The sequence below is a fragment of the Prevotella vespertina genome (genome assembly GCF_009728485.1).
GTDB lineage: Bacteria > Bacteroidota > Bacteroidia > Bacteroidales > Bacteroidaceae > Prevotella > Prevotella vespertina.
Genome location: NZ_VVIQ01000004.1, coordinates 205536 through 231559, shown reverse-complemented (window position 1 = coordinate 231559; position 26024 = coordinate 205536). Strand labels below are relative to the sequence as shown.

25 protein-coding genes are annotated in these 26024 nt (G+C 44.1%); 11 read left to right on the top strand and 14 right to left on the bottom strand.

The features are described from left to right. Position 1 precedes the first annotated feature (1 nt). From F0475_RS05650 to F0475_RS05635, 4 genes are read right to left on the bottom strand one after another with little or no spacing between them, the layout of a single operon-like run. Positions 2-1201 (bottom strand): glycosyltransferase family 2 protein, encoded by a 1200-nt coding sequence (locus F0475_RS05650; protein ID WP_155715851.1) that lies wholly within the window; start codon positions 1199-1201, stop codon positions 2-4. Next, on the bottom strand, positions 1202-1654 hold the full coding sequence (locus tag F0475_RS05645) for a hypothetical protein (RefSeq protein ID WP_155715850.1): 453 nt from the start codon (positions 1652-1654) through the stop codon (positions 1202-1204). A 33-nt stretch (positions 1655-1687) separates the two neighbouring features. Next, the gene (gene recR, locus F0475_RS05640) at positions 1688-2296 is read right to left on the bottom strand and encodes a recombination mediator RecR (protein WP_009435937.1); all 609 of its coding nucleotides are present in this window, start codon (positions 2294-2296) and stop codon (positions 1688-1690) included. A gap of 28 nt (positions 2297-2324) precedes the next feature. Next, positions 2325-2819, bottom strand: coding sequence for an outer membrane beta-barrel protein (locus tag F0475_RS05635; protein ID WP_155715849.1), 495 nt, complete (start codon positions 2817-2819; stop codon positions 2325-2327). Positions 2820-3288: 469 nt separating this feature from the next. Between F0475_RS05635 and F0475_RS05630 the strand changes: the two genes are divergently transcribed. The 7 genes from F0475_RS05630 (at position 3289) to F0475_RS05600 (ending at position 11333) form a co-directional block, all read left to right on the top strand. Beyond that, positions 3289-4974, top strand: a complete 1686-nt coding sequence (locus tag F0475_RS05630; protein ID WP_155715848.1) for a glycoside hydrolase family 10 protein — start codon at positions 3289-3291, stop codon at positions 4972-4974. Between the two features lie 88 nt (positions 4975-5062). Further along, the gene (locus tag F0475_RS05625) at positions 5063-5731 is read left to right on the top strand and encodes a DUF4230 domain-containing protein (protein WP_155715847.1); all 669 of its coding nucleotides are present in this window, start codon (positions 5063-5065) and stop codon (positions 5729-5731) included. Next, positions 5732-6439: a DUF4230 domain-containing protein gene (locus tag F0475_RS05620; protein ID WP_155715846.1), complete on the top strand. Its 708-nt coding sequence runs from the start codon at positions 5732-5734 to the stop codon at positions 6437-6439. 191 nt (positions 6440-6630) lie between these two features. After that, positions 6631-7212, top strand: coding sequence for a DUF417 family protein (locus tag F0475_RS05615; RefSeq protein WP_009435953.1), 582 nt, complete (start codon positions 6631-6633; stop codon positions 7210-7212). Between the two features lie 606 nt (positions 7213-7818). Then, on the top strand, positions 7819-8820 hold the full coding sequence (locus F0475_RS05610; RefSeq protein ID WP_009435821.1) for a 2-hydroxyacid dehydrogenase: 1002 nt from the start codon (positions 7819-7821) through the stop codon (positions 8818-8820). A 299-nt stretch (positions 8821-9119) separates the two neighbouring features. Further along, complete coding sequence (locus F0475_RS05605) at positions 9120-9698, top strand: porin family protein (RefSeq protein ID WP_155715845.1); 579 nt, start codon at positions 9120-9122, stop codon at positions 9696-9698. 279 nt (positions 9699-9977) lie between these two features. Further along, positions 9978-11333, top strand: coding sequence for an MATE family efflux transporter (locus tag F0475_RS05600; RefSeq protein WP_155715844.1), 1356 nt, complete (start codon positions 9978-9980; stop codon positions 11331-11333). Positions 11334-11545: 212 nt separating this feature from the next. Here F0475_RS05600 and F0475_RS11720 read toward each other — a convergent pair whose 3' ends face one another. The 5 genes from F0475_RS11720 to nrfH all read right to left on the bottom strand — a co-directional run bounded on the left by F0475_RS11720 (position 11546) and on the right by nrfH (position 16334). Next, positions 11546-11749: a hypothetical protein gene (locus F0475_RS11720; protein WP_199879789.1), complete on the bottom strand. Its 204-nt coding sequence runs from the start codon at positions 11747-11749 to the stop codon at positions 11546-11548. Between the two features lie 123 nt (positions 11750-11872). Further along, the gene (gene ccsA / locus F0475_RS05595; RefSeq protein WP_009435769.1) at positions 11873-12661 is read right to left on the bottom strand and encodes a cytochrome c biogenesis protein CcsA; all 789 of its coding nucleotides are present in this window, start codon (positions 12659-12661) and stop codon (positions 11873-11875) included. Then, complete coding sequence (locus F0475_RS05590; protein ID WP_155715843.1) at positions 12658-13971, bottom strand: cytochrome c biogenesis protein ResB; 1314 nt, start codon at positions 13969-13971, stop codon at positions 12658-12660. Before F0475_RS05590 ends, ccsA begins: the two co-directional genes overlap by 4 nt. A 213-nt stretch (positions 13972-14184) precedes the next feature. Beyond that, positions 14185-15681, bottom strand: coding sequence for an ammonia-forming cytochrome c nitrite reductase (nrfA, locus tag F0475_RS05585; RefSeq protein WP_155715842.1), 1497 nt, complete (start codon positions 15679-15681; stop codon positions 14185-14187). 23 nt (positions 15682-15704) lie between these two features. Continuing rightward, complete coding sequence (gene nrfH, locus F0475_RS05580; RefSeq protein ID WP_036895684.1) at positions 15705-16334, bottom strand: cytochrome c nitrite reductase small subunit; 630 nt, start codon at positions 16332-16334, stop codon at positions 15705-15707. Between the two features lie 767 nt (positions 16335-17101). On the opposite strand from nrfH, the gene pncB reads away from it, so the two are divergent. Continuing rightward, on the top strand, positions 17102-18307 hold the full coding sequence (gene pncB, locus F0475_RS05575; protein ID WP_155715841.1) for a nicotinate phosphoribosyltransferase: 1206 nt from the start codon (positions 17102-17104) through the stop codon (positions 18305-18307). Positions 18308-18421: 114 nt separating this feature from the next. Further along, on the top strand, positions 18422-18706 hold the full coding sequence (locus tag F0475_RS05570) for a hypothetical protein (RefSeq protein WP_004383742.1): 285 nt from the start codon (positions 18422-18424) through the stop codon (positions 18704-18706). Positions 18707-18761: 55 nt separating this feature from the next. Here the strand turns inward: F0475_RS05570 and rplS are convergent, their stop codons facing one another. The 4 genes from rplS to F0475_RS05550 form a co-directional block, all read right to left on the bottom strand. Continuing rightward, positions 18762-19130 carry a 50S ribosomal protein L19 gene (gene rplS / locus F0475_RS05565; RefSeq protein WP_009435837.1) on the bottom strand — a complete coding sequence of 123 codons (369 nt, stop codon included), beginning with the start codon at positions 19128-19130 and terminating at the stop codon, positions 18762-18764. 274 nt (positions 19131-19404) lie between these two features. After that, positions 19405-20133, bottom strand: coding sequence for an acid phosphatase (locus F0475_RS05560; protein ID WP_155715840.1), 729 nt, complete (start codon positions 20131-20133; stop codon positions 19405-19407). A 93-nt stretch (positions 20134-20226) separates the two neighbouring features. Then, positions 20227-20415, bottom strand: coding sequence for a hypothetical protein (locus F0475_RS05555; protein ID WP_155715839.1), 189 nt, complete (start codon positions 20413-20415; stop codon positions 20227-20229). 435 nt (positions 20416-20850) lie between these two features. Then, positions 20851-22986 carry a TonB-dependent receptor gene (locus F0475_RS05550; protein WP_155715838.1) on the bottom strand — a complete coding sequence of 712 codons (2136 nt, stop codon included), beginning with the start codon at positions 22984-22986 and terminating at the stop codon, positions 20851-20853. A 318-nt stretch (positions 22987-23304) separates the two neighbouring features. Here F0475_RS05550 and F0475_RS05545 point away from each other — a divergent pair, with 318 nt between their 5' ends. Further along, a complete protein-coding gene (locus F0475_RS05545; protein ID WP_155715837.1) occupies positions 23305-24069 on the top strand; it encodes a 5'-nucleotidase C-terminal domain-containing protein in 765 nt (254 codons plus the stop codon). Positions 24070-24090: 21 nt separating this feature from the next. After that, entirely contained in the window at positions 24091-24927 is an 837-nt protein-coding gene (locus F0475_RS05540; protein ID WP_036895715.1) for a bifunctional metallophosphatase/5'-nucleotidase, read from the top strand. A 399-nt stretch (positions 24928-25326) separates the two neighbouring features. Here F0475_RS05540 and F0475_RS05535 read toward each other — a convergent pair whose 3' ends face one another. Further along, positions 25327-25851, bottom strand: a complete 525-nt coding sequence (locus F0475_RS05535) for a hypothetical protein (RefSeq protein ID WP_155715836.1) — start codon at positions 25849-25851, stop codon at positions 25327-25329. Positions 25852-26024: the final 173 nt, after the last annotated feature.

Here is a 26024-nt window from a genome sequence, read left to right as displayed (position 1 = left end):
ATCAACCAATTATTTCTTTAGAAGTGATGATTTTGTCAATAGAATGATGATAGAATCCCATGTGAATGAGCGTCATTGGGTGTGATTCAAAGGCTTCTAAGATATCATGGAAAGCAAAGAGTGAACAGTCATAGACGATGTAGAGCGTTTCTTTCCGCCCCTCCCATTCATCTAAGAGTGCGTTATGAATCATTCGTAAGCTATCTTTGTTCACCTTACGAGATGTTGCTATCAATCCGTTATCGGCTGCTATTTGTTGACAACGAGCCGTCATCTCCTCTCCACCCACAAATATATAATGTGGCGAATGGTGCCTTTTTCGACTTCGGAAGCCCAACATCTTACTAATAGCATGGTGTGTCGTCCCCACAAGTGAGAGCAGTGCTCGGGCATAAATAGCCGTTTTGATGGGTATCGTCAGCAATCGACTTGCTCCGCCATAATGCTTTTGAAAGAAGATCAACATGGCATTGTAGAACACATGTACGTATCGGTAGCTCGACTTCTGGGTGCTTTCTCCCTTGTAATGGAGTATCTGCACGGGCAAATACCAGCTCTCGTAGCCTGCTTGTAAGAGTCGGTAACTAAGGTCAACATCCTCTCCATACATGAAGAAGTCCTCATCCAGCAATCCAATCTGGTGCAATGCTGAGTGCCGAAGGAAGCAGTATGCCCCACTAATGACCTCTATCTGTCCTGGAACATCCCATGACAAGTCCCCCATATAATAGTGTGCAAGGTGCTTGTGAGTGGGGAAGTGCTTGCAAAGACCAACCATTTTATAGAAGGCGACACGTGGAGTTGGCAATCCACGACGGCTCTCCAAGGCTCTAACTCCTGTGTCCGTCAGCATCATCACGCCCAATCCTCCCGCCTTCTCATGCCCTTCCATGAAGGTAAGTGACGATCGGATCGCCTCTTCCCCCACGACAGTGTCGGGGTTAAGCAATAGTACATATTCCCCCTTGCATTGCTTGATAGCAATGTTATTTGCCTTTGCGAAACCTTGATTATGCCCACTTGTAATGAAGTGAACGGCTGGGAATCGAGGCTTGAGATAGGCTATCGAGCCATCAGAAGAGTGATTATCCACAACGAGCACTTCGCCTTCAATACCCTTCAAAGCCCTTTGTACGCTCAGAAGACATTGTTCGAGATAGTACTTAACATTGTAGTTTACGATGATAACACTAATCTTCATCTATTCATCCGTTGGGTTATCCAAGTGACATTCATGCTCACATCGCTTCTTACTAGGATAGATGAAGACGAGACTAAGGGCTAGAATGATAGCGAGATAGAAGTAACTAACCACCTCACCAGTAGCGTAATACAGGAAGATGTTGGCAACCATTGGCACACAGAGGAGCATCATGCGCACCGTTCCCCACTTCAGTAAAGCCCTGTTCACATGGCTTTCATCAGTGTTCAAAGCGTCCCTTATCGATCCAATCTTGAATAAGAATAGAGCCAAGGGAATGGCTGCTAAGGTGGTTAACTGCATAATGAATTGCAGCATAACAAGTACGTGGTTCTCTGCACCTACCCACATCCCGGGTAAGAGCCATTGGCATTCATAGACAATGATAATGATGAGTACCAACGCACATGACGCTATTAACTCCGTCAAAAGGGTTTTTCTTGTTTCAGTCATTGTTAATTAGTAAGGCTCTTGAGAGCGATGATATTAAGATTGGAAAGGCGTTCTGTTGAGGATACTTCGTCCCAGAGTGACCTCATCGGTGTACTCTAGTTCGTCGCCAACAGATATTCCGCGGGCTATAATCGACAGCTTCACATCCTTGTCCTTGAGCTTCCGTGAGATATAGAAGTTGGTTGTGTCGCCCTCCATCGTGCTTGCCAAGGCAAGGATCACCTCCTTTACTTCGCCCGTATCTACGCGTTCCACCAATGAATCAATCGATAGATCGTGAGGTCCGATACCATCCATTGGAGAGATGATACCGCCTAGAACGTGGTAAAGACCATGGTATTGTTGTGTGTTCTCAATAGCCATTACGTCTTGAATATTCTCCACTACGCATACGACGGAGCCGTCTCTTCGAGGGTCAGAACAGATAGAACAGATGTCAGTATCTGATATGTTGTGGCACACCTTACAATATTTTACATCATGCCTAACACGTGTTACCGCATCAGTAAAGCTGTCCACGTCCTCTAGGGGTTGGCGAAGTAGGTGCAAAACAAGGCGTAGGGCGGTTTTACGTCCTACTCCCGGCAACTGCGAAAAGCTCTCAACAGCACGTTCCAAGAGCTGTGATGAATATTGTTGCATTCGTGTTTTGTGTTGTTATCGTTGTGCCTTAATCATCGAAGAGATAGACACCAATACCCACCTTAAGCCCTACTGTAGAGTAATTAGAGCTCTTAATCGACTGGTCGTAATAGATAGCTGGCTCGATGGTTACCGACCGGTTAATGAAGAAGGCATACCCCACTTCCATGCCCGGCATTATGTCGTTATATCGGTGATTGGCGTGTAGAAACTTCACACCAGCACCGAGGTACAATCCATTCTGCGTGATGTAATAACGTCCACCAGCACCCACACTGATGTGATCAGCCACTGTCTTAGAACCATTATGTACTGCATCAACGGAAGCCAATACCATTACGTTGTCCCAAGGGAAGTATCCCGCCTTAGCTTGAACACCCATGTTTAAACCGTCATGACTATTATAATGCAAGTCAAGCCCAGTCAGTGACGCACCCACATAGCCCTTTCCTTCTTGGAATTGAGCCGATGCACAGAGGCTAACTATCATTGCCGCAGCAAGTAGAAAACACTTTCTTATCATATTGATACTACTTAAAATGAATATTAATGATTGATTGATTGCATGTAAGCTATACGTTAGCAAATCAAGACAAAGGTAAGGATAATATTTGGATTAAAGAAATCTTTGCTGTATCTTTGTGCTTTATTTAGAGAAAGAAACAGCCTCACCCCCGTCCTATCTACAGCCTCACCCCCATCCCCTCTCCGAATGGAGAGGGGCGTAGATAGTACTATTTGCATAAGAGGAGAACATCGGTCGGGGTGTTACGAGGCAGTAGCTCGTTAGCTGGAATAGCGGGGGAGCAAATGAAGAGGGCGTTTCTTTCATCTAAAGAAAGCCTCTCTTCGATGTGAAGAGACGCCCCCTTTAATGCGAAGGAACGCCCTCTTTGGATGAAGGTAACTCTCTCCAAGCTATCTCCCGTTAGGCTCTCCCCTCCTTTCGGAGGGGTTGGGGGAGGCATTATAACATTCTTAATTCATCATTTATGAGACTTTTTCACCTTATTATATTAGGCTTTTTAACGTTGCAAGCGCAGGCTCAGACGAATATTGCAGATTATCTCACTCTACCGCAACCAAAGCGTGAGACTCGTGCAGTATGGCTCACTACACTATCCAATTTGGACTGGCCTAAGACTTACGCAACGTCGAAAGAGAATATAGAAAAGCAAAAGCAAGAGCTGAGAGACATACTCGATAGCTATCAAAAGGCGCATATCAATACCGTATTACTGCAAGCGCGTGTGCGTGCAGCGACCATTTATCCATCCGAGATAGAGCCTTGGGACCATTGTATCACTGGTGTGGAAGGGCGTGCGCCGGGCTTCGGTTATGACCCATTAGCCTTTGCCATTGATGAATGTCACCGTCGTGGTATGGAGATTCATGCGTGGATTGCCACCATTCCAGTGGGTATGAAGACTACTCTAGGCTGTCGGACCATTATGAAAAGGGGCTTCCGTGTGCGGAGCTATGCCACTGGTTCGTATCTAGACCCAGCCGACCCAGCCGTGCCGGGATACCTTGCTCGCATCTGCGGAGAGATTACGAGGAAGTATGACATTGATGGTATCAACCTCGATTACATACGTTATCCTGATGGATGGCCGCTCCCTTCGTATCGAAATGGCGATACCCCCGAGGCGAGAAGGGCGCATATAACAGCGATTGTGCGGGCTATTCACGATGAAGTGAAGGCTATCAAGCCATGGGTGAAGATGTCATGTTCGCCCATCGGAAAGTACTCTGACTTGAGTAGATACAGCTCAAAGAACTTCAATGCACGCGATCGTGTGGCACAAGAAGCGCAAGAGTGGCTACGAGAAGGTCTAATGGATCAACTCTATCCTATGCAGTATTTCCGTGGCGAGAACTACTATCCTTTCATCGCAGACTGGGTGGAGAACCGATATAGCAGGGACGTTGTTACGGGCTTGGGAACGTACTTCCTCGACCCACGACAGGGCAACTGGCGATTGTCGGACATGACTCGTCAGATGTACGTCAGTCGTTCCTTGGGTATGGGACACGCTCATTTCCGTTCTTACTTCCTCACTTCTAACCAACAAGGAATCTATGATTTTGAATGTAGATTCAACTCTTCTCTTGCCTTGCCACCCGTCACGAAGGGGGGACGAGCCGTCTCGATTCCAACGACAGAGTCGATGTCGCCACTCGTAGAATATGCTTCCGACCGAGGGATGACAATGCGTTGGAAGGGCAATGCACCTTATTATAATATATATGCCAGTAGGTCTTATCCTGTCGACATAAGCAATGCACGTAACCTTTTATACGCCCGTTATGCAGGTACACAGTTGCACTTGTCATCCGTAAACGAGGGTCTTTACTTTGCCGTGACAGCGATGGACAGATATGGAAACGAGAGTCCCGCTCTGCAAGAACTGGCTCCACTTTCAAGTAAGAAAACAACCGCTTTGCTTGCTAATGACGGACAATCATTAGCCTTACCAGCGATGGTGAAGGAGGCAGACATCGTGGAGTATGACATCAAAAGTATGCAGGGAACGAGTCTTCACACCATCACAAACGTAACAAATAGGCAATCCGCTCTCAATATCTCAAGCCTTTCTCCTGGCATCTACCAGCTTACGGGACGCACAAAGAAGCATAAGGAGTATAGCATTGGTGCGTTTGTTATAAAGCGATAGAGGCTCTAACGATGATGTATGAATTATGTTTTGCATTGGAAGATATAACACTTTTTTTGTATCTTTGTGCCGTTTAACAACTAAGAAGATGAAGAGAATAATCCCTATAATCGTCTTACTGGCTATCACCCTAGGGGCTTGTAAGAACAAGAACACCGATGCCGACGCAACCAATAAGGCGCTCGATACGATTCCAATGTTGGTCACGCAGGTGCAAGAGTGTTCCCGTCTCTATACGACGGAATACCATATTCATAAGATCATCACGCACGATGACCAGATGAAAGTGTCTGGTTCGTTTATGAAGAAAGACTTCAGTGTGAACCTTCCGTTGGGTGAAAGGCGCATAGCAATCCCTATGACGGCAACGATAAAGGCGTATATCGACCTCTCATCGTTCGATGCGAAGAACATTCAACGCAGTGGGAAACAACTCATTATCACCCTTCCTGACCCTAAGATTGTGCTTACCTCGACAAAAATAGACCACCAGGAGGTAAAGAAATACGTAGCTTTAACACGGCAAAACTTCACTGATGCCGAGCTAACTAACTATGAGGAGCAAGGGAGGAAACAGATTCTTAATGCCATACCACAGATGGGGATCATAGAAGAAGCACGCAAGAGTGCAGCGCGCCAGTTGGTTCCTATCTTCACACAACTTGGTTATAAGGATGCTGATGTGACGATTTCTTTCCGCAAGAAGTTTACCATCAATGATATACGTAACTTTATTGAAACAAGCAAGGAGGGCTAAATGATGGAAGAGAAAACGCCTACGAACAAGTTACAGAAGGTTCATCAGAACGAAACGAAAGGGCAGACTATCGCTGGATTCCTACCTAAAAGCTGGAAAGCAATGGGCTGTTTGTTACTCCCCATAGTACTCATTGTGATCCTCATCGGTGCTTTCTCATGGTTGAATGGGTCCAATGAGATAGGGATAAGCACTGACAATAAGATAGACATCACGCCTACTCGCATACAAGAGATACAAGACATCGGGCAGTGGGAGTTCCTTGCTATCAATGATGAGGAGCTGATTGACACGATTAACCATGGTTTCTTTTCTGACGACGAACTAGTGAGAATCTATTACGGAACGATTCGCATGGGGATAGACCTGCACCATGCAGAACCGCAATGGCTGCAAGTTGAGGATGACAGTATCGTAGTTGCCAAGTTACCACCTATCGAACTCTTGGATAGGAACTTCATTGATGAGGCGCACACACGCTCGTTCTTCGAGAAAGGAGATTGGTCATCAGCTGACCGCGAAGCCCTTTATCGCCGTGCATATAACAAGATGATTGCACGCTGTTTGACGCCTGCTAACATCAAGATAGCCGAAGAGAACGCACGGAGACAGTTCACCCAATTCCTGAAAGCAATGGGTTATAAGAATGTGAAAGTGACGCTGTCAGCTCCACAAAGTCCGAAGAGTTTAATGCAAAAAGAGGGATAGGAAGTAATGTCCCGATACCCACTTCTTTTCCACTTCATGGTTCGTTAGCCCCCTTTTAGTGCCTGATAATATACCATGAAGTGGGTATTTTTTGTAATAAATACAACTTTTTGCCTTTTAATTAAGCAAAAGTATATACCTTTGTAGGCGTTAAAAGAATATTAATCAATTAATTAAAAGGATAAGAATCTATGAATAAGATCACAGCACTGGTGCATACAGTACTTGAGATTGCGGCCTCAATTAAGGGCGTGGGTATCAACTTTATACGTATTGCAATATTTATTATCTTCGTTTGGATTGGGGGCTTGAAGTTCTGGAACTATGAGGCAGAAGGCATTGTACCATTCGTTGCTAACAGTCCGTTTATGAGCTTCTTTTACACGAAGAATGCGCCTGAATACAAGGATTACAAGCTAAAGGAAGGTGAGTTCGATAAGGTTAAACACGAGTGGCATGAGGCCAACAACACTTACACCTTCTCACATGGTCTAGGCATTGCGATTATGACTTTCGGTGTATTGACACTATTAGGTATATGGTTCCCAAAGGTAGGTTTCGTTGGTACGGGGCTTGTCATCTTAATGACCTTAGGCACTTTGTCCTTCCTTGTCACTACACCCGAAGCATGGGTTCCCGACCTTGGTAGTGGCGAACACGGGTTCCCGTTATTAACCGGAGCAGGGCGATTAGTTATCAAGGATGTCTGTATATTGGCATCAGCGATAGTAGTCTTGTCCGATTGTGCACGGCGTATTTTGAAACGTAAGTAATCATATACAACACATTTTTACTAGAGTAATTAAATAGCAATGAAGGGTGTGTCAGATGCTTCAACAGCATATTTGACACACCTTCTTATTTATATCTACCCTTGTACTTGAGCCGTTGTCAATAGGCAGTTGAGGTGCTCTTTTCCCACAGCTTTGTACCCTATGTGTAGGAAGAAGAAGCCTCACCCCCAGCCCCTCTCCGAATGGAGAGGGGAGTGAAAACTACTATTTGCAGATGAAGGGGGCGTTTCTTTGGTATAAGGAAAGGCTCTTCTGTATGCAAGGAAACGCCCCCTTCAAATGGAGGAGAGGCTCATGTCCTTCCTGTGACGGCGTGGAGTGGGAGAGATGTTAGCGTTATTGGCAAAAGAAAGGACGCCAACCAGCGGGTCACTTGACCCATATCTATTAATTAAATGAATTATAGTTTGATACTTGCAAATATTACAATTTATGCGTAACTTTGCACTGTCTTAAAAGGAAAGACAAGGTAACTAAAAGGGATAAAACCTACCTGAGACATTGAAAGAATTGATAAGAACTCCCTAAGACAATGGTCTTAAGGATTTATTTAAACACTCATAACAATTTAAATATTTAGGATACATGGCATTAAGAATCGCTTTCTTCGACGCAAAGTCGTATGACATTGAGTCGTTCAACGCAGTTAACAAGGATTATAACTTCGATATTCGCTACTATCAGGAACGCCTGAGTATTAGCACAGTGCCCCTCGCTAAGGGTGCAGATGTCGTTTGTATCTTTGTGAATGCAGAGTGTGATGCACAGGTGATAGACGAGTTGATCAACAACGGAGTCAAGTTAATTGCATTGCGATGTGCGGGCTTTAACAACGTAGACCTTAAAGCGGCTGAGGGTCGAATAAGGGTTACACGCGTTCCAGCTTATTCACCTCATGCAGTGGCAGAGTACGCTGTTTCACTCATGCTCAGTCTAAATCGTAAGATCTACCGTGCCGTTAATCGCACTCGAGATGGTAACTTTACTCTGAACGGACTGTTGGGCTTTGACATGTATGGAAAGACCGCTGGTGTAATCGGAATGGGCCGAATTGCAAAGGAACTCATCAAGATCTTGCATGGTTTCGGTATGAATGTGATGGCTTACGACTTGTATCCTGACCACGAATTTGCTAAGCAGTACGATGTGAAGGTGGTAAGTCTTGACGAGTTATATGCCAATAGTGACATTATCTCTCTGCACTGTCCATTGACGCCAGACACGAAGTTCTTGATTAATCAGGATAGCATAGCTAAGATGAAGAAGGGCGTTATGATCATCAATACTGGCCGTGGGAAACTGATCAATACAGAGGATCTTATCGAGGGACTTCGTAGTAAGCAAGTAGGTTCAGCAGGCCTTGATGTATATGAAGAAGAGCGTGAGTACTTCTATGAAGACAAGAGTGATAAGATGATAGATGACGATGTTTTGGCGCGTTTGTTGATGGTTCCTAATGTCGTACTAACCTCTCATCAAGCCTTTTTCACAGCTGAGGCTTTGCATAACATAGCCGTTTCTACACTCGATAGTGTGAAGGAGTTTGCCGAAGGAAAAGACTTAACTTGTGAGGTAAAGAACGCATAAAGCAATGTAACTAAATGTTATCAGCAACATTTATGTTATATATATAATAAGGTGAGAGTTGGTTGATTGATCTCCAATACTCGCCTTTTTTTATGATAAATGTTATCCAAATACCTTCTTTAACACTTATTAATTGGAAATAATTTGCCGTTTTCTTTATAAAACATAACTTTGCCCACGCCAAGTGATAATAGGTTTGTTAAAACGAACGAATAGGTTATGACTTACAAAGGAGAGAATTAACAAGACAGTAAAAAGATTATAGATAACAATTAAACTCACATTAAATTCATTCGATTATGAAGAAGATTATGTTAGTAGCAGCCCTGATGTTATCATCAGTAGCTACATTCGCACAACACGCAGTAGGTTCTTTTAACATCCAGCCAAAGGTTGGTTTGAACATTGCAAACCTAACTGATTACAGCAAGTCAGACGCTCGTCTCGGTCTTGTAGCAGGTGCTGAAGGAGAGTATCAAGCAACTGACATCGTTTCAGTTAGCGCTGGTCTGCTCTACTCTATGCAAGGTGCTAAGGTGAATCAACCGCTTGTTACAGTTACACAAAAGCTCGATTACATCAACATTCCAATAACTGCTAATGTGTATGTTGTTAAGGGTCTTGCTGTGAAGTTGGGTGTTCAACCAGGTTTCAAAGTCGGTGATGTTGCTTCTGTTGATGCAGCACGTGCACTCAATGTAGCCCTTCCTGGCAAGGCAAAGTCATTTGACCTTTCTATTCCAGTAGGCGTTTCTTATGAGTATAACAACTTCCAGTTGGATGCTCGTTACAACTGGGGTGTAACAAAGGTGTACGAAGGTAGCAAGGTAAAGAACAGTGTATTCCAGATCACACTGGGCTATAAATTCGACTTGTAAACCATTAGTTACAGTTTAAATAGCAAAGAGGAAGCCTGAAGGTTTCCTCTTTTTTCGTCTTTATCTGCCCTTATCTGGCACGGAGCCAAAGCCACATAACAATGGAAAAGATAAATTTGTTACAAAAAGGAGGCGTTTCGTTCAAACACAGATGAGCATGAGCAAGAAAAGTTCTAATAGTTAATTGAAAGAGAGAAGATTATTATAAAAGGCGTATAATAATACGTTTTAATTTCGTACCTTTGCACCATTAACAACAAAGAAACAGGATACATCATTATGTCATATCAGTTTTCAAGATACGAGACACACTATCGGAACCTTACTTATTTGGGTGTACCTATCATCATCGGACAGCTAGGAAACCTCATTCTTAACTTCGCTGACACCTTGATGATATCACATCATAGTACGGAGGAGTTGGCTGCTGCGGCATTTGTTAACAATATGTTTACGTTGGTAATCGTCTTTGCTATAGGCTTTACTTACGCTATTACTGCCCTTGTGGGTAACCTCTATGGGCAGGAGAAGACGCATCGTATTGGCGAACTCATGAAGAGTGCGGTGGCAGCAAACACCTGTATGGCAGTAATCTTATCGGTTATCATGGGTGTATTGTATATGAATCTAGGTAACTTAAAACAGCCTGAAGAGCTCTTACCCCTTATGCGTCCTTACTTCATCATACAGCTCATCTCCCTTCCATTTGTTTGCTGGTTTAACACCTTCCGACAGTTCACTGACGGTATTACTGATACTCGTGTGGCTATGTGGATATTGGTAAGTGGCAACATAATGAATATATTTGGTAACTGGGTTCTCATCTATGGTCACCTGGGCATGGAAGAGATGGGACTGATAGGAGCAGGGCTTTCCACAATGATTTCCCGTATATTGATGGCACTCGTAATGATGGGTATCTTCTTCTTTAGTAAGAAGTACAAGGAATACAGAAAGGGCTGGCATCAAGGGCGAACAAACCGCAGAGACTTCCGACAAATCACTGTTCTCGGTTTCCCGTTGGCACTTCAAATGGGTATGGAAACAGCAGCTTTCAGTCTGTCGAGCCTAATGGTTGGTTGGTTCGGAACAACAGCTTTGGCAGCACACCAGGTCATGTTGACTATCTCCCAACTGGGTTATATGATTTACTATGGGCTTGCTGCAGCAGTGGCAGTGCGCATTAGTAACTTCATGGGACAGCGTGATTACACAGCAGTAAAGCGCACGGCGACAGCAGGAATACACCTTGTTTTCTTCCTGGCAATGCTGACCTCTGTTCCAATCTTCATCTTCCGTCATAGCATGGGAGCATTGTTTACTGACAATACCGAGGTTATTTCGATGGTATCAATGACCATTATTCCCTTCATGATATACCAATTTGGCGACGGAATGCAGTGTAATTATGCCAATGCCATGCGTGGTATCGCCGTAGTGAAACCGCTGATTTGGATTGCATTTATTGCTTTCTTCATCGTTTCATTGCCATTGGGTTACCTCTTCGGAGTGGTTATGAATTTCCAACTCTTGGGCATTTGGTATGCCTTCCCATTTGGTTTAACAACCGCAGGAATACTCTATTACGTTTATTATCAGAAGGGTTTGAAGCGTATAGAGGAGTCCGCAAAGTAAAAGAAAGGACTTCATTCCTGCCTTTCCATTATCTTTTCACGATAGAGATAGATAACAACAACACAGACAAAGCCTCCCCCTATTGTCGCAACAGACGATAGGGGGAGATTGTATATACTGATTTCTTCCCTTCAAAGCAAGTTGGATGATGAGTATAAACACTCTTGTTGAATCTTCTGCAGAACCTCCCCTAAAGTCTTGTTACCCCCCCTTTATATACTCCTTCTATCCTCCTTGAAAGGAGAGGGAGAGCCTCGCTTTCCTCCTTTCTCCGAATGGATAGGGGAGAGAACAGGGTTGATAGCTATTAAAGAGGGCGTCTCTTTGATGGCAAGAGAGCCTCTCTTCAATGCAAAGAAACGCCCTTCTCCAAGCGAGAAGGGCGTTTCTTCGTTATGAAGAGAGCCTTTCTTCAATTTGACAAGACGCCCTCTTTATTTGCAAACAATGGTTTTCACTCCCCTCTCCATTCGGAGAGGGGACGGGGGTGAGGCTGTAGATGGACGGGGGGAGAGGCTGACTAGGCTTTTAGAAAAGCCTTAATTCAAATTGTAAGTATGCACGCTTATCCCCTGCGCAGATGGTAGGTAGTTGATACCCCACCAACACATCTGTAACAAACAGAAGGCTATAATGAGGATGATAAGGGCTGGGCGCAGATGATGAGGGCGATACTGGCGGTAATGAACATAAACGAGATAAGAGAACCAAGTGATAGCTGCCCATGTTTCCTTTGGGTCCCATGCCCAGTAATGACCCCATGCTTCCTTTGCCCAAAGCGCTCCCATGAGCATTCCAAGCGTCATGAAGGAGAGTCCAACATAGGTGAGATTATCCGTAATCTCCATCTCTTTCGTGGTATCTGTGCCTTTCTTGAAGAAGAGCAGATACACCGACATGACCACAGCTGCGCCTAAGAGCGCATAAGCCATCATGTAAACGATGACGTGAGGGGCAAACCATGGACTCTGCAAAGCAGGCATGAGCGTCTTTGAATGTATCTCTGGTTTGAAGAGATTGACGCACACGAAGACGGTTGCAAGGAGTGTTGAGAAGCTCAAAATCCACTTGTATTGCCATCGACTGTACACTATCATGCCCGCTAAAGGGAGGAAGAAGCTATACCAAAGACGCGTTTCTCCCATCGTGCGGAGCGGTGGTCGCTCGAGAGTTATCCACATGATAAGGATGTAAGAGAAGAACACACAGAGTCCAAGACCTGTTGTTATGAAGGCTAGACTACGGCGATTACGCCACGAAGCCCATGCTCCGACTGCCCATAACAATACTGAGATGATTGCGAAAACGACGAAATAACTCCAGATCATAACTGATTCTCCTTCTTACGACTAGCCGTTAGGAACATTCCAACGGCACCTATTAATAACATGAAAATACCGACATACACCACTGGTAACCATGGGTCGGTGACTAACTCAAAGATACTGAGATTACTCCACTTACCCATCTGCTCGTTGTAACTGAGCTGATAGATCGTCCATCCCTCAATGCTGAATGGCTTGTTAACCTCTATCTCTGTCTGGATATTCTGCCCACTCTTCGTATAGATGTCGACGAGGGATGCAAAACGACGAGGCTCTCGGTTAGGCATAGCTAACATACGCCCGTCATCCAAACGTAGGGCTTGATAAGGGAAGAGATAGCTTCCGCAGGTCACCCAACCCGTGTAGCTATGATGCACACCCTTGTAGGGTGCATTGTTAGTAGTGACCTTCACCAATAGAGCACACGCCGAACCAGCTGCATCCGAGGCTATATATCCATCCTTATTACGTGCTTGCCCGAGTGAATCCATTCGAATATTTCCCATCATTCCAGTGGGCATCTTGCCTATCATCTTGCTCAACATAGCAGGGACAGCATTATCTATTCGCTTAAGAACCTCTACCTTGCAATCGAGCAACTGACCTACTCGCATACCTTTATCTAACAATAGATTCTCAGGCTTATCCTTAGGGAGTGGGAACCCACCACGCCCTATTAACGCTAGCTTAGGAGGGTATTCATCAATGGTGAACTTCTCTAGTTGAATGGCAACTGGTAGGTGATGCACATTGTCCATAGCGTCTAGACCACGCCATTCAGGCTGCCCTGTCTCACAATACATCTTCACTTTCTGCATATCAGCACTACCCAGTGTTGCACAGGTGAGCACTATGAACAATCCTGCATGGCTCACAAAAGATGGCAAACGACGCCAAGAAAAATGGAAGATATGGTTTAGTGTGACCTCACCCACTATGATGGTCAACCAGAGATAGACGAGTACAAATGGCCAATAATTCAGCATTTTCGTTAGTCCGATGGGGTCTACTGGATTCCTCCCTTCGGCTACTTGCTTCGTAACACCCATGATCAACGTTAGCAAAGCAGCACCTGCTATGGCAGGAATAGCGGCTTGCATGGTGGTCATAAAGCGGAAGAAGTACACCTTCTTACGCAAGGCATAAACAACAACTAGGGCTATCAATAGGAAAAGGAGCGTCCCGATATTAGCTGGCCAAGCAAAGATAGCCCACTCCAAAGGCCCCATTGTAAACTGTAATAACTGACCAGTTATAAGCAATCCAACGACGATTGCCGTCCCTTCTTTTAATGTATAAGGTTTATTCCACATTGTTATTTTAAGGAAAAGAAATGGTATCTTCAGTTGTAATCTTTGATATTATCCTCAATACTTGCACTGTTTCTGCTGCATTTCTCATGCTTTTTCAGATACAAGACTATCACTTGTTTCTATCACATTACTAGATCAATACCATAAAAATTAATAGTCGGTAGCAATGGAGTTAACCATTAGCTACCAACTATCTTTTACTACTTTGTTCGCTTACATCGGCTTAGTTATAAACCGTTTGTTCTTCTTTGCAGTCTCAATCCACTTCGGTACGATAGTGTCAAGGAACTGCTTTTTCTGACTGTTGAGCTTTGGCATGTCTAGTCCTATATATGACTGAGCCTTTGCTTTAGTAGATATGTCAGGCAGAGGAATTTGTCCTGTAAAGCCATGACGAGCGACAACTCGTGCTATTTGTAGGCGTGCATCCTTAGCAAACTCCATAGCACTTGCGAGCAAACGCATTACTTCTTGAGGTGCATGGAAGGCTGCTCCATGACTCGCAACAGCATAGTCCCAACGCCACTGACCCTTACGTAAATCAGTCAAAACAGGCTGCATCTCTGCTTCTGTAGCACCCTTATCCCAGGCAAACTTAGCCTCGATATGTGCTGCAGCAAGCTCCTTCTCCACATGAGTACGGAAGTCATAAATCTTCTGTTGACGCTCATAAACATTCTGACGAAGCGTCTCTGCATCTTGACGATGGCATGTCTGACAAGTGCGATCGATGTGAGCTAGCGGACTCATGATGTGGTGGTCGGTGTATTTCACACCACCTTCAGAAATGTAAGGCATATGACAATCAGCACAAGAAACGCCTCTCTGTCCGTGAATACCCTGTAAGTAAAGCTCATAACCAGGGTGTTGTGCCTTCAAGATCTTCGCCTTTGAGAGTGGATTAATATAGTCATAGAAGCCTATACTATCGTAATATTCTTCTGCTGCCTCACACGTCATACCCTTCTCCTGAGGGAAGTGTAGATAGTTACCATTGTCCTTTTCGAAGTAATACTCTGTGTGGCACTGTGCGCAGACCAGGCTACGCATCTCTTGATGTGTGGCTTTTCTCACGTCTTTACCAACGCGAGCCCACGCCTCATAGAGTGCTGGACGAGCTGGACGAAGCTCCATCGTCCGTGCATCATGGCAGTCAGAGCAACCGACGGTGTTCATGACCTCTGGTCCCCAATTGCTCCACTTGGCAGCATAGAATTTGTCTGTTCCCTTCTCTCTCATCAACCTTGGCACATCAGGACCTTTACATGTCCAGCACGTACCAGGCTGTATATCGTCTTGACCATCCACACCTGGACTACCAGTACGCATTATTTTACGTAAGTCTTCAACGCAATGGCGGTGTCCACGAGGGGTGTTATATCCACGTGAAAAAGAATATCCTGCCCACAAGATAACCATTTCTGGTCGTTGTCCTAATACATCGACTTCCTGTGAAGAGTTATACTTACTAACGAAACTGGTATCTTCCGTCATCGCCCAAGTCTCGTATTCACGGGGGAAGTCTTCGGCAAACTTCTCGTTTTGAGATACGATGGAGTCTGTCATTTGGGTACGTCGATTATTAAACACACTCGCTATTTCCGCCCTTCGTTCTAACATGGACGAGCATAGCAAACCTAAGAAGAACACGATGACCATCGCTCCTCCGAAGAGCAACCAGCCCTGCCATTTCTTTAATGTCTTTGCCATAATTATAGGGTTTAGTAGTTATTTTATTTCTTTCCTAACACTTTCTGGAGCCAATCAGGGACTGGAGAAGGAGGCATGGGTTCTACAAACTCTGCCCCAGGAGTACTCGACAAGGAGTTCTTCCTCATGTGTGCTACATCGCGATGGCAGTCCCAGCAGGCCTTACCTTCGCCCCTTTTCGCTTCCATATAGTCGATTCGTCCTGTCTTTACAAACTCTTGGTTGAGTTGTTTATGACACCGAATACAATTATCCATAATCACTTCTGCAGATGCATCCTCAGCCTCGAACGCCTGTGATTCACTATGTGTCACGAAGTAAGCAACGTGCTTCATGCCATCTACCCCCTTAAAGGCATAGTGAGAAGCAATGTTGTTGTTAGGCACATGACAATCGTTGCAAGTCGTGTTACGAGCATGTGCTGAATGTGACCACGTTGCATAGTAAGGCGACATGATGTGGCAGTTTATACATGCAGCGGGGTCGTCTCCTATTATATATGTATGCATACGAAGGAGGTAAAAGAACAGCCCTGTCAGTCCAACAATAACACCGCAAAGCATTACCAACGACGCTTTCTGACGATAGGACAGCCTCTCCAGAAAGTTAAACCATTTAGTCTTTAGCTTGTTTAGAGTTGTTTTTAGGTTCATACGTATCACATAATGTTTCGTTTGCGAATATAAATAATAATCTTTAAAGTGCTTGTAAAAAAATAAGAAAATATCATTATAAATGATGAGAAAGTTTTATTTACGCTGCAAATCGGCTTGAATACGCCTATTCTCAGGGCTATTATTCGTACCAATCACGTATTATTACTGATGGAACTGACGAATATATGTATAAATAACAACAATTAATTCATCTCGTTAACATCCTCTTTTGCGTGGGTGATGTCAATAAATAAGAAGAAAGAAGTACTTCACCTTGATATTAAGAGGGGCACTGCTCACTACAAAAGAGTGCTTTCGGTAACACAAAAGAAAAACTTTTCTCAATTCAAGAAAGGCTTACTCCTGCGCAAGGAAAGCCTCTCTTTCATACGAAGGGAGGCTCTCTTTGATGTGAGGAAACGCCTTCTTCAAGTGGAGAAGGGCGTTTCTTCGTTTTTGCTCTGTTGGACTTTGTTTACGAGGTGGTGGCTTGTTACACACAGAGGAATGAACAATGGAGGACTCAAATAGCCTATTCTAAAGACGAAAGAAGGCTGAATGGTTGGTGCTGGAGTGTATAGTTTCTGTGGTTAACGGACTATTTATTCTCGCTTTTCTGCGGGAGATGGGCAGAGAAGTGACTTTTATTAGACTTCGGATGAGGCTCTCTTTTGAGTTGTCAGATATGTTATTTCCATGAAAAGACTTTGTTCTTCCACATCTTTTTTATACTTTTGACGGCAGAAAAAAACGTACAATAACAAATGAGACAGATTATTAATCATTTCACTGACGATGACCTTTACAAGCTGACAATGTGCTGTGCTGTCATCGATAACTTCCCTCGTGCGCATGTTTGTTATCAGTTTGTTGATCGTGACGATACGATTTATCCAGATGGATTTGCACGTGAGGTGGAACATCAGATAAAGCTATTAGAGTCGGTTATCATCACTCAGGAGGAGATAAACTTCCTACGTCGTAAGTGTAACTATTTGCCTGAATGGTTCTTTACTTATCTACGTGGTTTCCGCTTCTCAAGCGATTGGGTAAAGGTTTGGCAGAGCTCGGAAGGGCATTTACACATAGAGTTTGAAGGCTTATGGGCCGATACGATCTTGCTTGAAGTGAAGGTTCTTGCCATCATATCAGAGCTTTTCTACGTATTTAATGAGCAGGCAGAAGAGTTCGATTATCAGCTTCTTTACGATAAAACTTACCATAAGGCGGAACGCTTGCTAGAGGCTGGTTGCGTCTTTTCAGACTTTGGTACGCGTCGTCGTGCTAGTCTGAAAGCAGAAGAGATAGCCGTTCGTGCGATGAAAGACTGTTATGAGAGTAAGACGTGGAAGGGCAAGTTTGTGGGTACTAGTAATATACACCTTGCGATGAAGTATGACCTGATGCCGGTGGGCACAATGGCGCATGAATTCATCTGTGCAATAGGTGGTATGTTTGGTCCACAGATGGCTAATTACATGGCAATGGAGGCTTGGCGCAAGACTTATAGGGGTGCTCTCGGTACTTACCTATATGATTCTTTCGGTTGGGATATCTTCTCTTATAACTTCTCGGAAGACTTTGCTAACCAATTCAAGGGGCTTCGCATTGATTCAGGCGACAACCATGAGCAGTTGGATAAGATTATTGCTAAGTACAAGTCATTCGGTATCGATGCCCGTGACAAGCAGGTTCTTTTCTCTAATGCACTCGATACTGACCGTGCGATAGAGTTACAACACTATGCCGAAGGAAAGGTAAAACCTTCATTCGGAATAGGCACTCACTTCACCAATGACTTCCCACATGTTAAGCCTATGAACATCGTTATTAAGCTCGTAGCAGTTAAGATAACAGAGCTGTGGCCATACTATAATGACACCTGCAAGATATCTGAAGATGAGGGTAAACACACGGGTAAACCAGAGGTTGTCAAGCGTTTCATGGAGGCTATACATTATAAGCAGTAAGTGGGAAGGAATACTCTTATCTACTATTAGTAACATAAAAAACTTGCTGAATCTTACGCATTTACCTAATCTTTTATTACTTTTGTAGCATGTTAGTAATGCTTTCAATGAGAGATGAAAAAGAAGTTTAGAGCCATTATTGAGGATTTAGGGCATAAGACTCAAGTGCGTAAAGAACTAGTGGCAGATGTAGAGAAGTTGTCAAGCAGGCTTGCGGTCTACCATATCAATTTGGAGACTACATCACTGAAGAGGCTGATTGGTTATTTTAAAGGTAAAGAGAAACCATCCCAAAAGACGTTAGATAGGCTAGCACTCTTCGCTGGGTTCCAGAACTGGAAAGACCTAAGTAAGGCTTTGCATGGCGACAATGATGCTAAGTTGAACTATGAAGATTAAAAAAGTCCGATACCTTTCTGGTATCGGACTTTTATTTTCTTGGATTTCCAAGGGCTTACTTCTCAGTAGAAGCAACAACTGTTCTCTTCTCCTTGATACGTGCAGCCTTACCTGTAAGATTACGTAGGTAATAGAGTTTCGCACGGCGAACTTTACCACGCTTGTTCACCTCGATAGAATCGATATTAGGTGACTCGATTGGGAAAATACGCTCAACACCAACGGTGCCTGACATCTTACGAACAGTGAAACGCTTCTTCTCTCCATGGCCAGAAACCTTGATTACTACACCACGATAGAGCTGAATACGCTGCTTGTTACCCTCGACAATTTTGTAAGCGACAGTGATTGTGTCACCAGCCTTGAACTCTGGAAACTGCTTGCCGGTTGCAAATGCTTCCTCAGCAACTTTAATTAAATCCATTTCTTATTGATAAATTAAATATTGTTTGTCGTTCCAATGTAACATAGTTAGCGACTCTTCCACAACCAGCGGTTACACCGAAAAGCGTTGCAAAGTTACTGCTTTTCGTTGAAACAACAAAGTATTTGTATGCTTTTAATGCTTATTTAAGCTAAGAATCATGCTTATTTAAAGTAGGATTCAAGCTTATTTAAAGTAAGAATCCAGCTTGTCTATGATAAGGATCGTGCTTATCAAGGGCTAGATTCTTGCTTCTTTAGGACATTTATTGGGCTTATTTTGTAGCAAGAATCTTGGCTATTTCCTTCTTAGCCTTAGCCATTTGTTTCTGGAAGGCTTCGGATGAATGAACTGCAGCATAGCCTACACTCGCACATAGGCGACCTGCATCAACATCGCTCTGATAGTGATATCCACAGATAACACGGCTCTGACCATAATCGTAAGCACGCTTCATAATTTCGTTACCACGTGATGGGTTCAACTCAGTTAAGGTCAAACCGAAGATCCATCCACGGCAGGTATGACCAGAAGGATAAGACCCGTTGTTGATTAGCTCTGCCTCGAACTGTGGCTGAAGGGTATGCTCATGGAACTGCGTAAATGGTCGTTTACGCATATACTTAGCCTTGGCACGGTCGACAGCATGGTTACCATCAATACCAATCATGCACATGAGCTTGTAAGTCTCGGGTGTTTTCTCGGGTGTGATGAGCATTCCAAAGGCTGGAGCAAAGCCTACGAGGACTGAATCCACATCGAAGTTTGCATCGAACTTAGCCTGTGCAGCACGCTCTTTGTCTTCTCTCATCTTGCGACCCCACCAATACTGACGGAAGTCATAATCGAATTGATAGGATGCAGTATCAGGTGGCGCAGGGAGGTAGATACCACCATCTGGCATAGCAGCCTCTGGTATGAACGACTGTTTCTTGTAGTCTTGAGCACTGGCAGTCATGCCAACTAAGAGCATAACAAAGCCTATGAATAAACTCTTCTTCATAATGATAAACGGTTTTTATTGATTACAAATTGATGTGTATTAAGTGCTGCAAAAGTAGGTAATTGTATATGTTCTTCAAAGGAATATCCGCTTTTAAATAGTTGCATTTTGCGTTAGTAACGAGTGAAGCGTGTTGCAACTATTGCCTTTCTGACGCATAAATGATTGAGTGTTAGCCCTTGTCATGTTATGATGCAATCCTTGCGAGCGAACGAGTCGGGTAGTGTTATGATTTCTGAAGAGCCTCTCTTCGCTACTTCCCCACACGCTTCCTGCTTTCATTCCACACGCTTTAAAATCTCATTTCATACGCTTTCGGTATTCATTCCACACGCTTCTCGTATTGTTTCAGAGCTTATTTCGTAATGATGCAATGCGTATGTCTTTGTATTATCACACTTAGATAAAGTATTATCACGCTTAGATAAAGTATTATCATGACTTAGATAATTAATTATCACGCTTAGATAATATGGTTAGATACGCATTTCAGCAATGCGAAATACGCTGAAAAGCAAAAGAGAAGTAGGCAAGAAAGAATGTAAGATACGCTATATTCCGTCTTCCCTGCTTATAGTTTACGATGTGCGATAGGCTGTTGTGCCTTTTTGCGAGGCGTGTTGTGCATAAGAAAGGGGCAGATGCTGAACATCTACCCCTGCTTTATTACTTAGGAAACGCCCACCACGTGGGAGCCTACCTGTCGTCTTTTGTGGCTTAATACTTAAACACTGCGGTGAGAGTTAACCTGCGACCATCGGCGTGGGCATACTCTGCATTGCGTGCCATCATCATGGATGCTGGTGTGTAATAAGTGTAGTTTAGGAGGTTGGTTACCGACAAACTCAAGTCGCAAACCTTCAAGTTAACACCTGCAGTGAGGTTTAGTAAGTTGATACGACTTACCTTTCCTTCTCCTTCGTTATATACTCCTGATGCGTTAGGAGCGAATCGGTCGCGCTTACCTGTGTGTATGTATTGCAGTTGGAGATAGGTGTTCTTGACTGGAGCATAGTTGACATACATTGCCAACTTAGCGGCTGGAATGGAGATATTCGACATGTATGTGTCCCACTTACCAGTAGCTGATTTGAGCTTACCTTCGAACCATGAGAGGTTAGCACCAGCCTTTAAGTTACTGAGGATTTGCGCATCTGCACTCAACTCAACGCCATATACCTTTTGTGGAGTACGATTGACTACCCAGAAGCCGTGGTCTATCTTGAGGTCACTTCCTAGCTTAGAATAGGTGTAGAAGAACGAGCCATTGAGCTGCAGCCAATGGTTAATATCTGAGTAAGCACCAATCTCGTAGTTGTTAGTCTTTACTGGTTCTGTGGAGATCTTAGCGAGTACATCCGCCTTAGCAGCACGTAGTGTACGACCTAAGTCGAAGATAGAAAAGCCTTGAGAGTAGGCTACGAAGGGTTGAAAAGCAGGGTATTTGTTATAAGAAACACCCACGTTAAAGGATAAGTTGTTATACTTTAGCGTGCCACCCTTTACCTGCACCTGTGGGTCGGAGAGCTTATTACGCAGTACATTGTAGTCTGGTACCTTCACACTAATGTAGTCGTAACGTCCACCGAGTTTGATGTTAAGGTGTTGCCAGAGCGTTGTCTTGATTTGAACAAAGGGTGCATGGTTGTTACTGGTGAGCCATGGCATCCAATACCTGCCGTCTACTAAGGGTTGAGAAGTCTTGTTGTAGAGGTAGTCGTAACCATATGCTAGATGTGCAAAGGCGTTGTCTGAGAAGATAAGACGGCTGTTGAACTGAGCACGAACACCGAACTTATGATCCTTAACAGCCGACTGTCCGCTTGTTTCCTCCCATCTTGGTTGTGCTGGATTAGCCTTTCGGAAGTCGAAGATAGTGTATAAACTCGAGCCATAAACGGATGCTTCTAAGTCGGTATGTTTGAATATGTCCTTTGAAGTAAACTTGAGATACGCATTGTGGTTGTACCTTGTTCCCTCGTCAACTGCCTGCGGGTCTTTATTACCAATTACACCTATTGAAGGGCTTTGGAGGTATTTTCCACCGGAAGGAATCAGTTTTGTGTCTTGCAAACTACGATAGAAATTATACATCAATTCGATTCTGTTCTTTGGAGATAGGCTGTAACCGAGATTGACGAGTGCGTTCGTTGTGTAAGTATCACCGAGTCCGTAACGTGGAGAAATGAACTTCCCGTCACCATCAACGGCACTACCTGTACGCCCGAATGCGCCATTTACGAGGTAATCGAAGTTACCCAAACGACCATAGACTTGCTGGTTGATGCGATAACCTTGCCCTTTGCTCTGGCGGAAGAAGTTGTAGGTTGACCCCGAGAGAGTCGTTGCGCCAGCAATAGCTCTATTAGTTGTATTCTTCTTCGTGATGATGTTGATCAATCCACCAATAGCCCCGTTACCATAGAGGGCAGTAGATCCTTTCACCACTTCTATATGGTCGATAGCAGCGATGTCAATGGTTCTTATGTCACGATCGGTTGAACGTAAAGGAGTTGATTGAGGGATTCCATCAATCAAGATGAGGGCACTTCGTCCACGAAGTGATTGTGAGCGCGAGCTTGTGGTATTGCTTGATAGTGCCATACCAGGTGTGAGTAAGCCCAAAAGATGGGTGATGTCGGGTGCCGCCTTACTCATTTCTGCTATTTGCTTCTGGTCTATGATGGTAACAGTAGCAGCCGCATTCTGCTTTACTTCAGGCATACGTGTCGTACTAATCGTTACCTCTTTGAGTTGTAATGTTGAGTCTTCCATCTCTTGTGCATGCGCATTATAAGGCGTTGTAGCCATTGCGAGCATAGCAAGCGATAGGTAAATTGCTTCTTTCTTCATGTGAACACAATACGTTAAATGTTAATGTTTGAGTGCAAAAGTATAAATTATCTTTCAAGCACGCAATACCTAAAACTAGGTATAAAGGTGGGGGCAACGGCTGTTATCGTGCGCCTCTTCATGTGGTAGAGATCTATCTTTCATCATCCTACAAGCAGTGTATTCGATTTTTTTTCTTACTTTTGCATTATCTTTTTAGATGTTATCAGCATGCCATGTCACCTATATATATAAGGTAGGAGACATTGCTATCCAATCGAAGAGAAGGTGCTCTCTGGGCTGATGAATGTTTATGAGATTTATAAAATATCACTATATATGTATAAGAAAACAGTTTATCTATCTGGATTAACAGCATTGCTGGCATTGACAGGCTGTGCGTCTCACTATGAGTTAGCCAGTATTCAGCGTACACGTGTGCTGGTGGATAGTAGGTATGACGCTGCTCCTGATGCTGACGCAGCAAAGTTTATGGAACCTTTCAAGCACAAGGTGGACTCGTTAATGGGACCTGTTGTGGGCGAAACAGACCATGAGATGGTTGCACACAGACCTGAGAGCGACTTATCCAACCTCTTGGCTGACATCATGGTGTGGGGTGCTCGTGATTATAATGAGCGTGTTGACTTTGGTGTTTACAACATGGGTGGCATTCGTGCAGCCCTCCCTAAGGGTAAAATCACCTATGGCGACGTCCTTGATATAGCTCCCTTTGAGAACAAGATATGCTTCGTGACCCTCTCTGGAGAGAAGGTTTTAGAGTTGTTCCGTCAGATGGCTTATACTGGTGGAGAGGCTGTTAGCCATGGAGTAGAGCTTGTTTTCACACGCGACCACAAGTTGAAGTCGGCTCTTCTCAATGGTAAGGAGATTGACCCGAAGGCGTCTTATCGTATCGCAACACTCGATTATTTGGCACAAGGAAACGATAAGATGGAGGCATTCAAGTCGGCTACTAGCGTTGTATCTCCGCAAGAAACAAGCAATAACACACGCTTTATTATCATGAACTTCTTTAAGGAGCAAACCGCTAAAGGGCGCATTGTCAATGCTCAGAAAGAGGGTCGTATTCGTGTAGAATAACCATATCTAGAGTTGAAGAAGATGAAAAGAAATATATTATTGATGAGTTTCTGTTTGATAGCAATCCTCGCTTTCGGACAGACAAAGCAGTTAACAATCCTGCATACAAACGATGCGCACAGTCAGATTTATCCGTTAAGTGCAACCCTCGCAGACACTATGAAGGCTGGACGAGGCGGTTTCGTGCGTCGTGTGGCTATGATTAAAGAAGAGAGAAAGAAGCAACCTGACTTGCTACTCTTCGATAGTGGCGACTTCTCGCAAGGCTCTCCTTATTATACAATGTTCAAAGGTGACGTTGAAGTGGGACTAATGAATCGGATGCACTATGACGCTGCTACGATAGGAAACCATGAGTTCGACTTTGGTATGGACAATATGGTTCGCCTCTTTAAGATGGCTAAGTTCCCTATTGTATGTGCCAACTACGACTTCACGGGTACGCCACTTCAGGGCTTGGTAAAGCCTTATGTCATCTTGAAACGCAACGGCTTGAAGATAGGAGTGTTCGGTCTTGCTCCTAAGTTGGATGGTCTTGTGGTGAAAGCTAACTATGGTAAGATCGTTTATAACGACCCTGTTGCGTGCGCACAGAAGGTTATTAACGAGTTGAAAGGCAAGAAGTGCGACTTAATCATTTGTATCTCGCACCTCGGATGGGACATTGAAGGGGTCAGCGATGAGGAAGTTATCGCTGGAACTCGTGGTCTTGACCTAGTCTTGGGAGGGCATTCTCACACGTACCTAACGAAACTTGAGTACGTAAAAGACCTCGACGGCAAGTTAGTTGGTGATGATCAGAATGGCAAGCACGCTATCTTTGTGGGCAAGCTGGTGCTTGATTTGAAGAAGAAGTAAGGGCTCAACGCCAGCTTGTACAGGCTCACTAGCAGTCTATCTACAGCCTCTCCCCCGCCCCCTCTCCGAATGGAGAGGGGAGTGAAGACTGCTGTTTGCAAATAAAGGGGGCGTTTCTTCGATGCAAGGAAAGCCTCTCTTCGATAGGAAGAAGCGCCTTTCTCGATTGGAGAAAGGCGTTTCCTTAATTCTACTAAAAGCCTCCCCAAGCCCCTCCAAAGGAGGGGATGTCTTAACCATAGGCTTTTTCTTTGATTCAAAAATACAACTATCTCTAATTCCACTAACCACCCTCTTTCATCCTACTAATAGTATTCACGCCCCTCTCCATTCGGAGAGGGGACGGGGGTGAGGCTGTAGATGAACGGGGATGAGGCTCTTTTTTGACTTACATTGACCCTACTTCTTTTTACCAGTAAGCCCCACCATGTCACTATTCAGATGGGTGACAAAGATTTGTTGACCGCCTTTACTAAAGCTAACCTTATACACTCCTCCCTTCTTATCTTTGCGTTCGTAAGTGAAAGCAAAGTTGTTAATCTGCCAACAAGTATCGTGTTGTGCTGCCATCTCAACCGACTTGTAAAAGGTTTTCGGAGGGATGGTGTCGAGCATAAGAGTAGCCGAGTAATTACCGCTCGAAACGCTCTCTTCATCTGCAGCAACACTAACAGAATCGGGAATGAAAGGCGTTGCCTTGGATAGTTTATACTTAGGGAAAGCAACGGAAGTAATGCCTTTTAGGTCGATTGATAACTTACTACTATCAACCAAAGGGGCAAAGTCCTTCGCCGCAACAGTGTCTTTATTGTCTTCTACCTCAATGCTGTTTTTATGGTGACAAGACGCAATGACGCCCACAGCCAATAATATGCTGAGGAAGATCAAACTGATGATTCGTGATTGATTATTCTTCTTTTCCATGTAATTTAATTCTATTTTACGAGGCAGGAGACTGGGTGCTGGCGTTAAGACATTCGTCTTTGAGAGTACAACTAACAGCAGTCAGTGCTATTGCCTTCGCTCTCTTTCACTCCTTCTCATTCTTTTCACTCCTTGAATCCACCCCCAACAGCACTAATCGAATATACATTTTA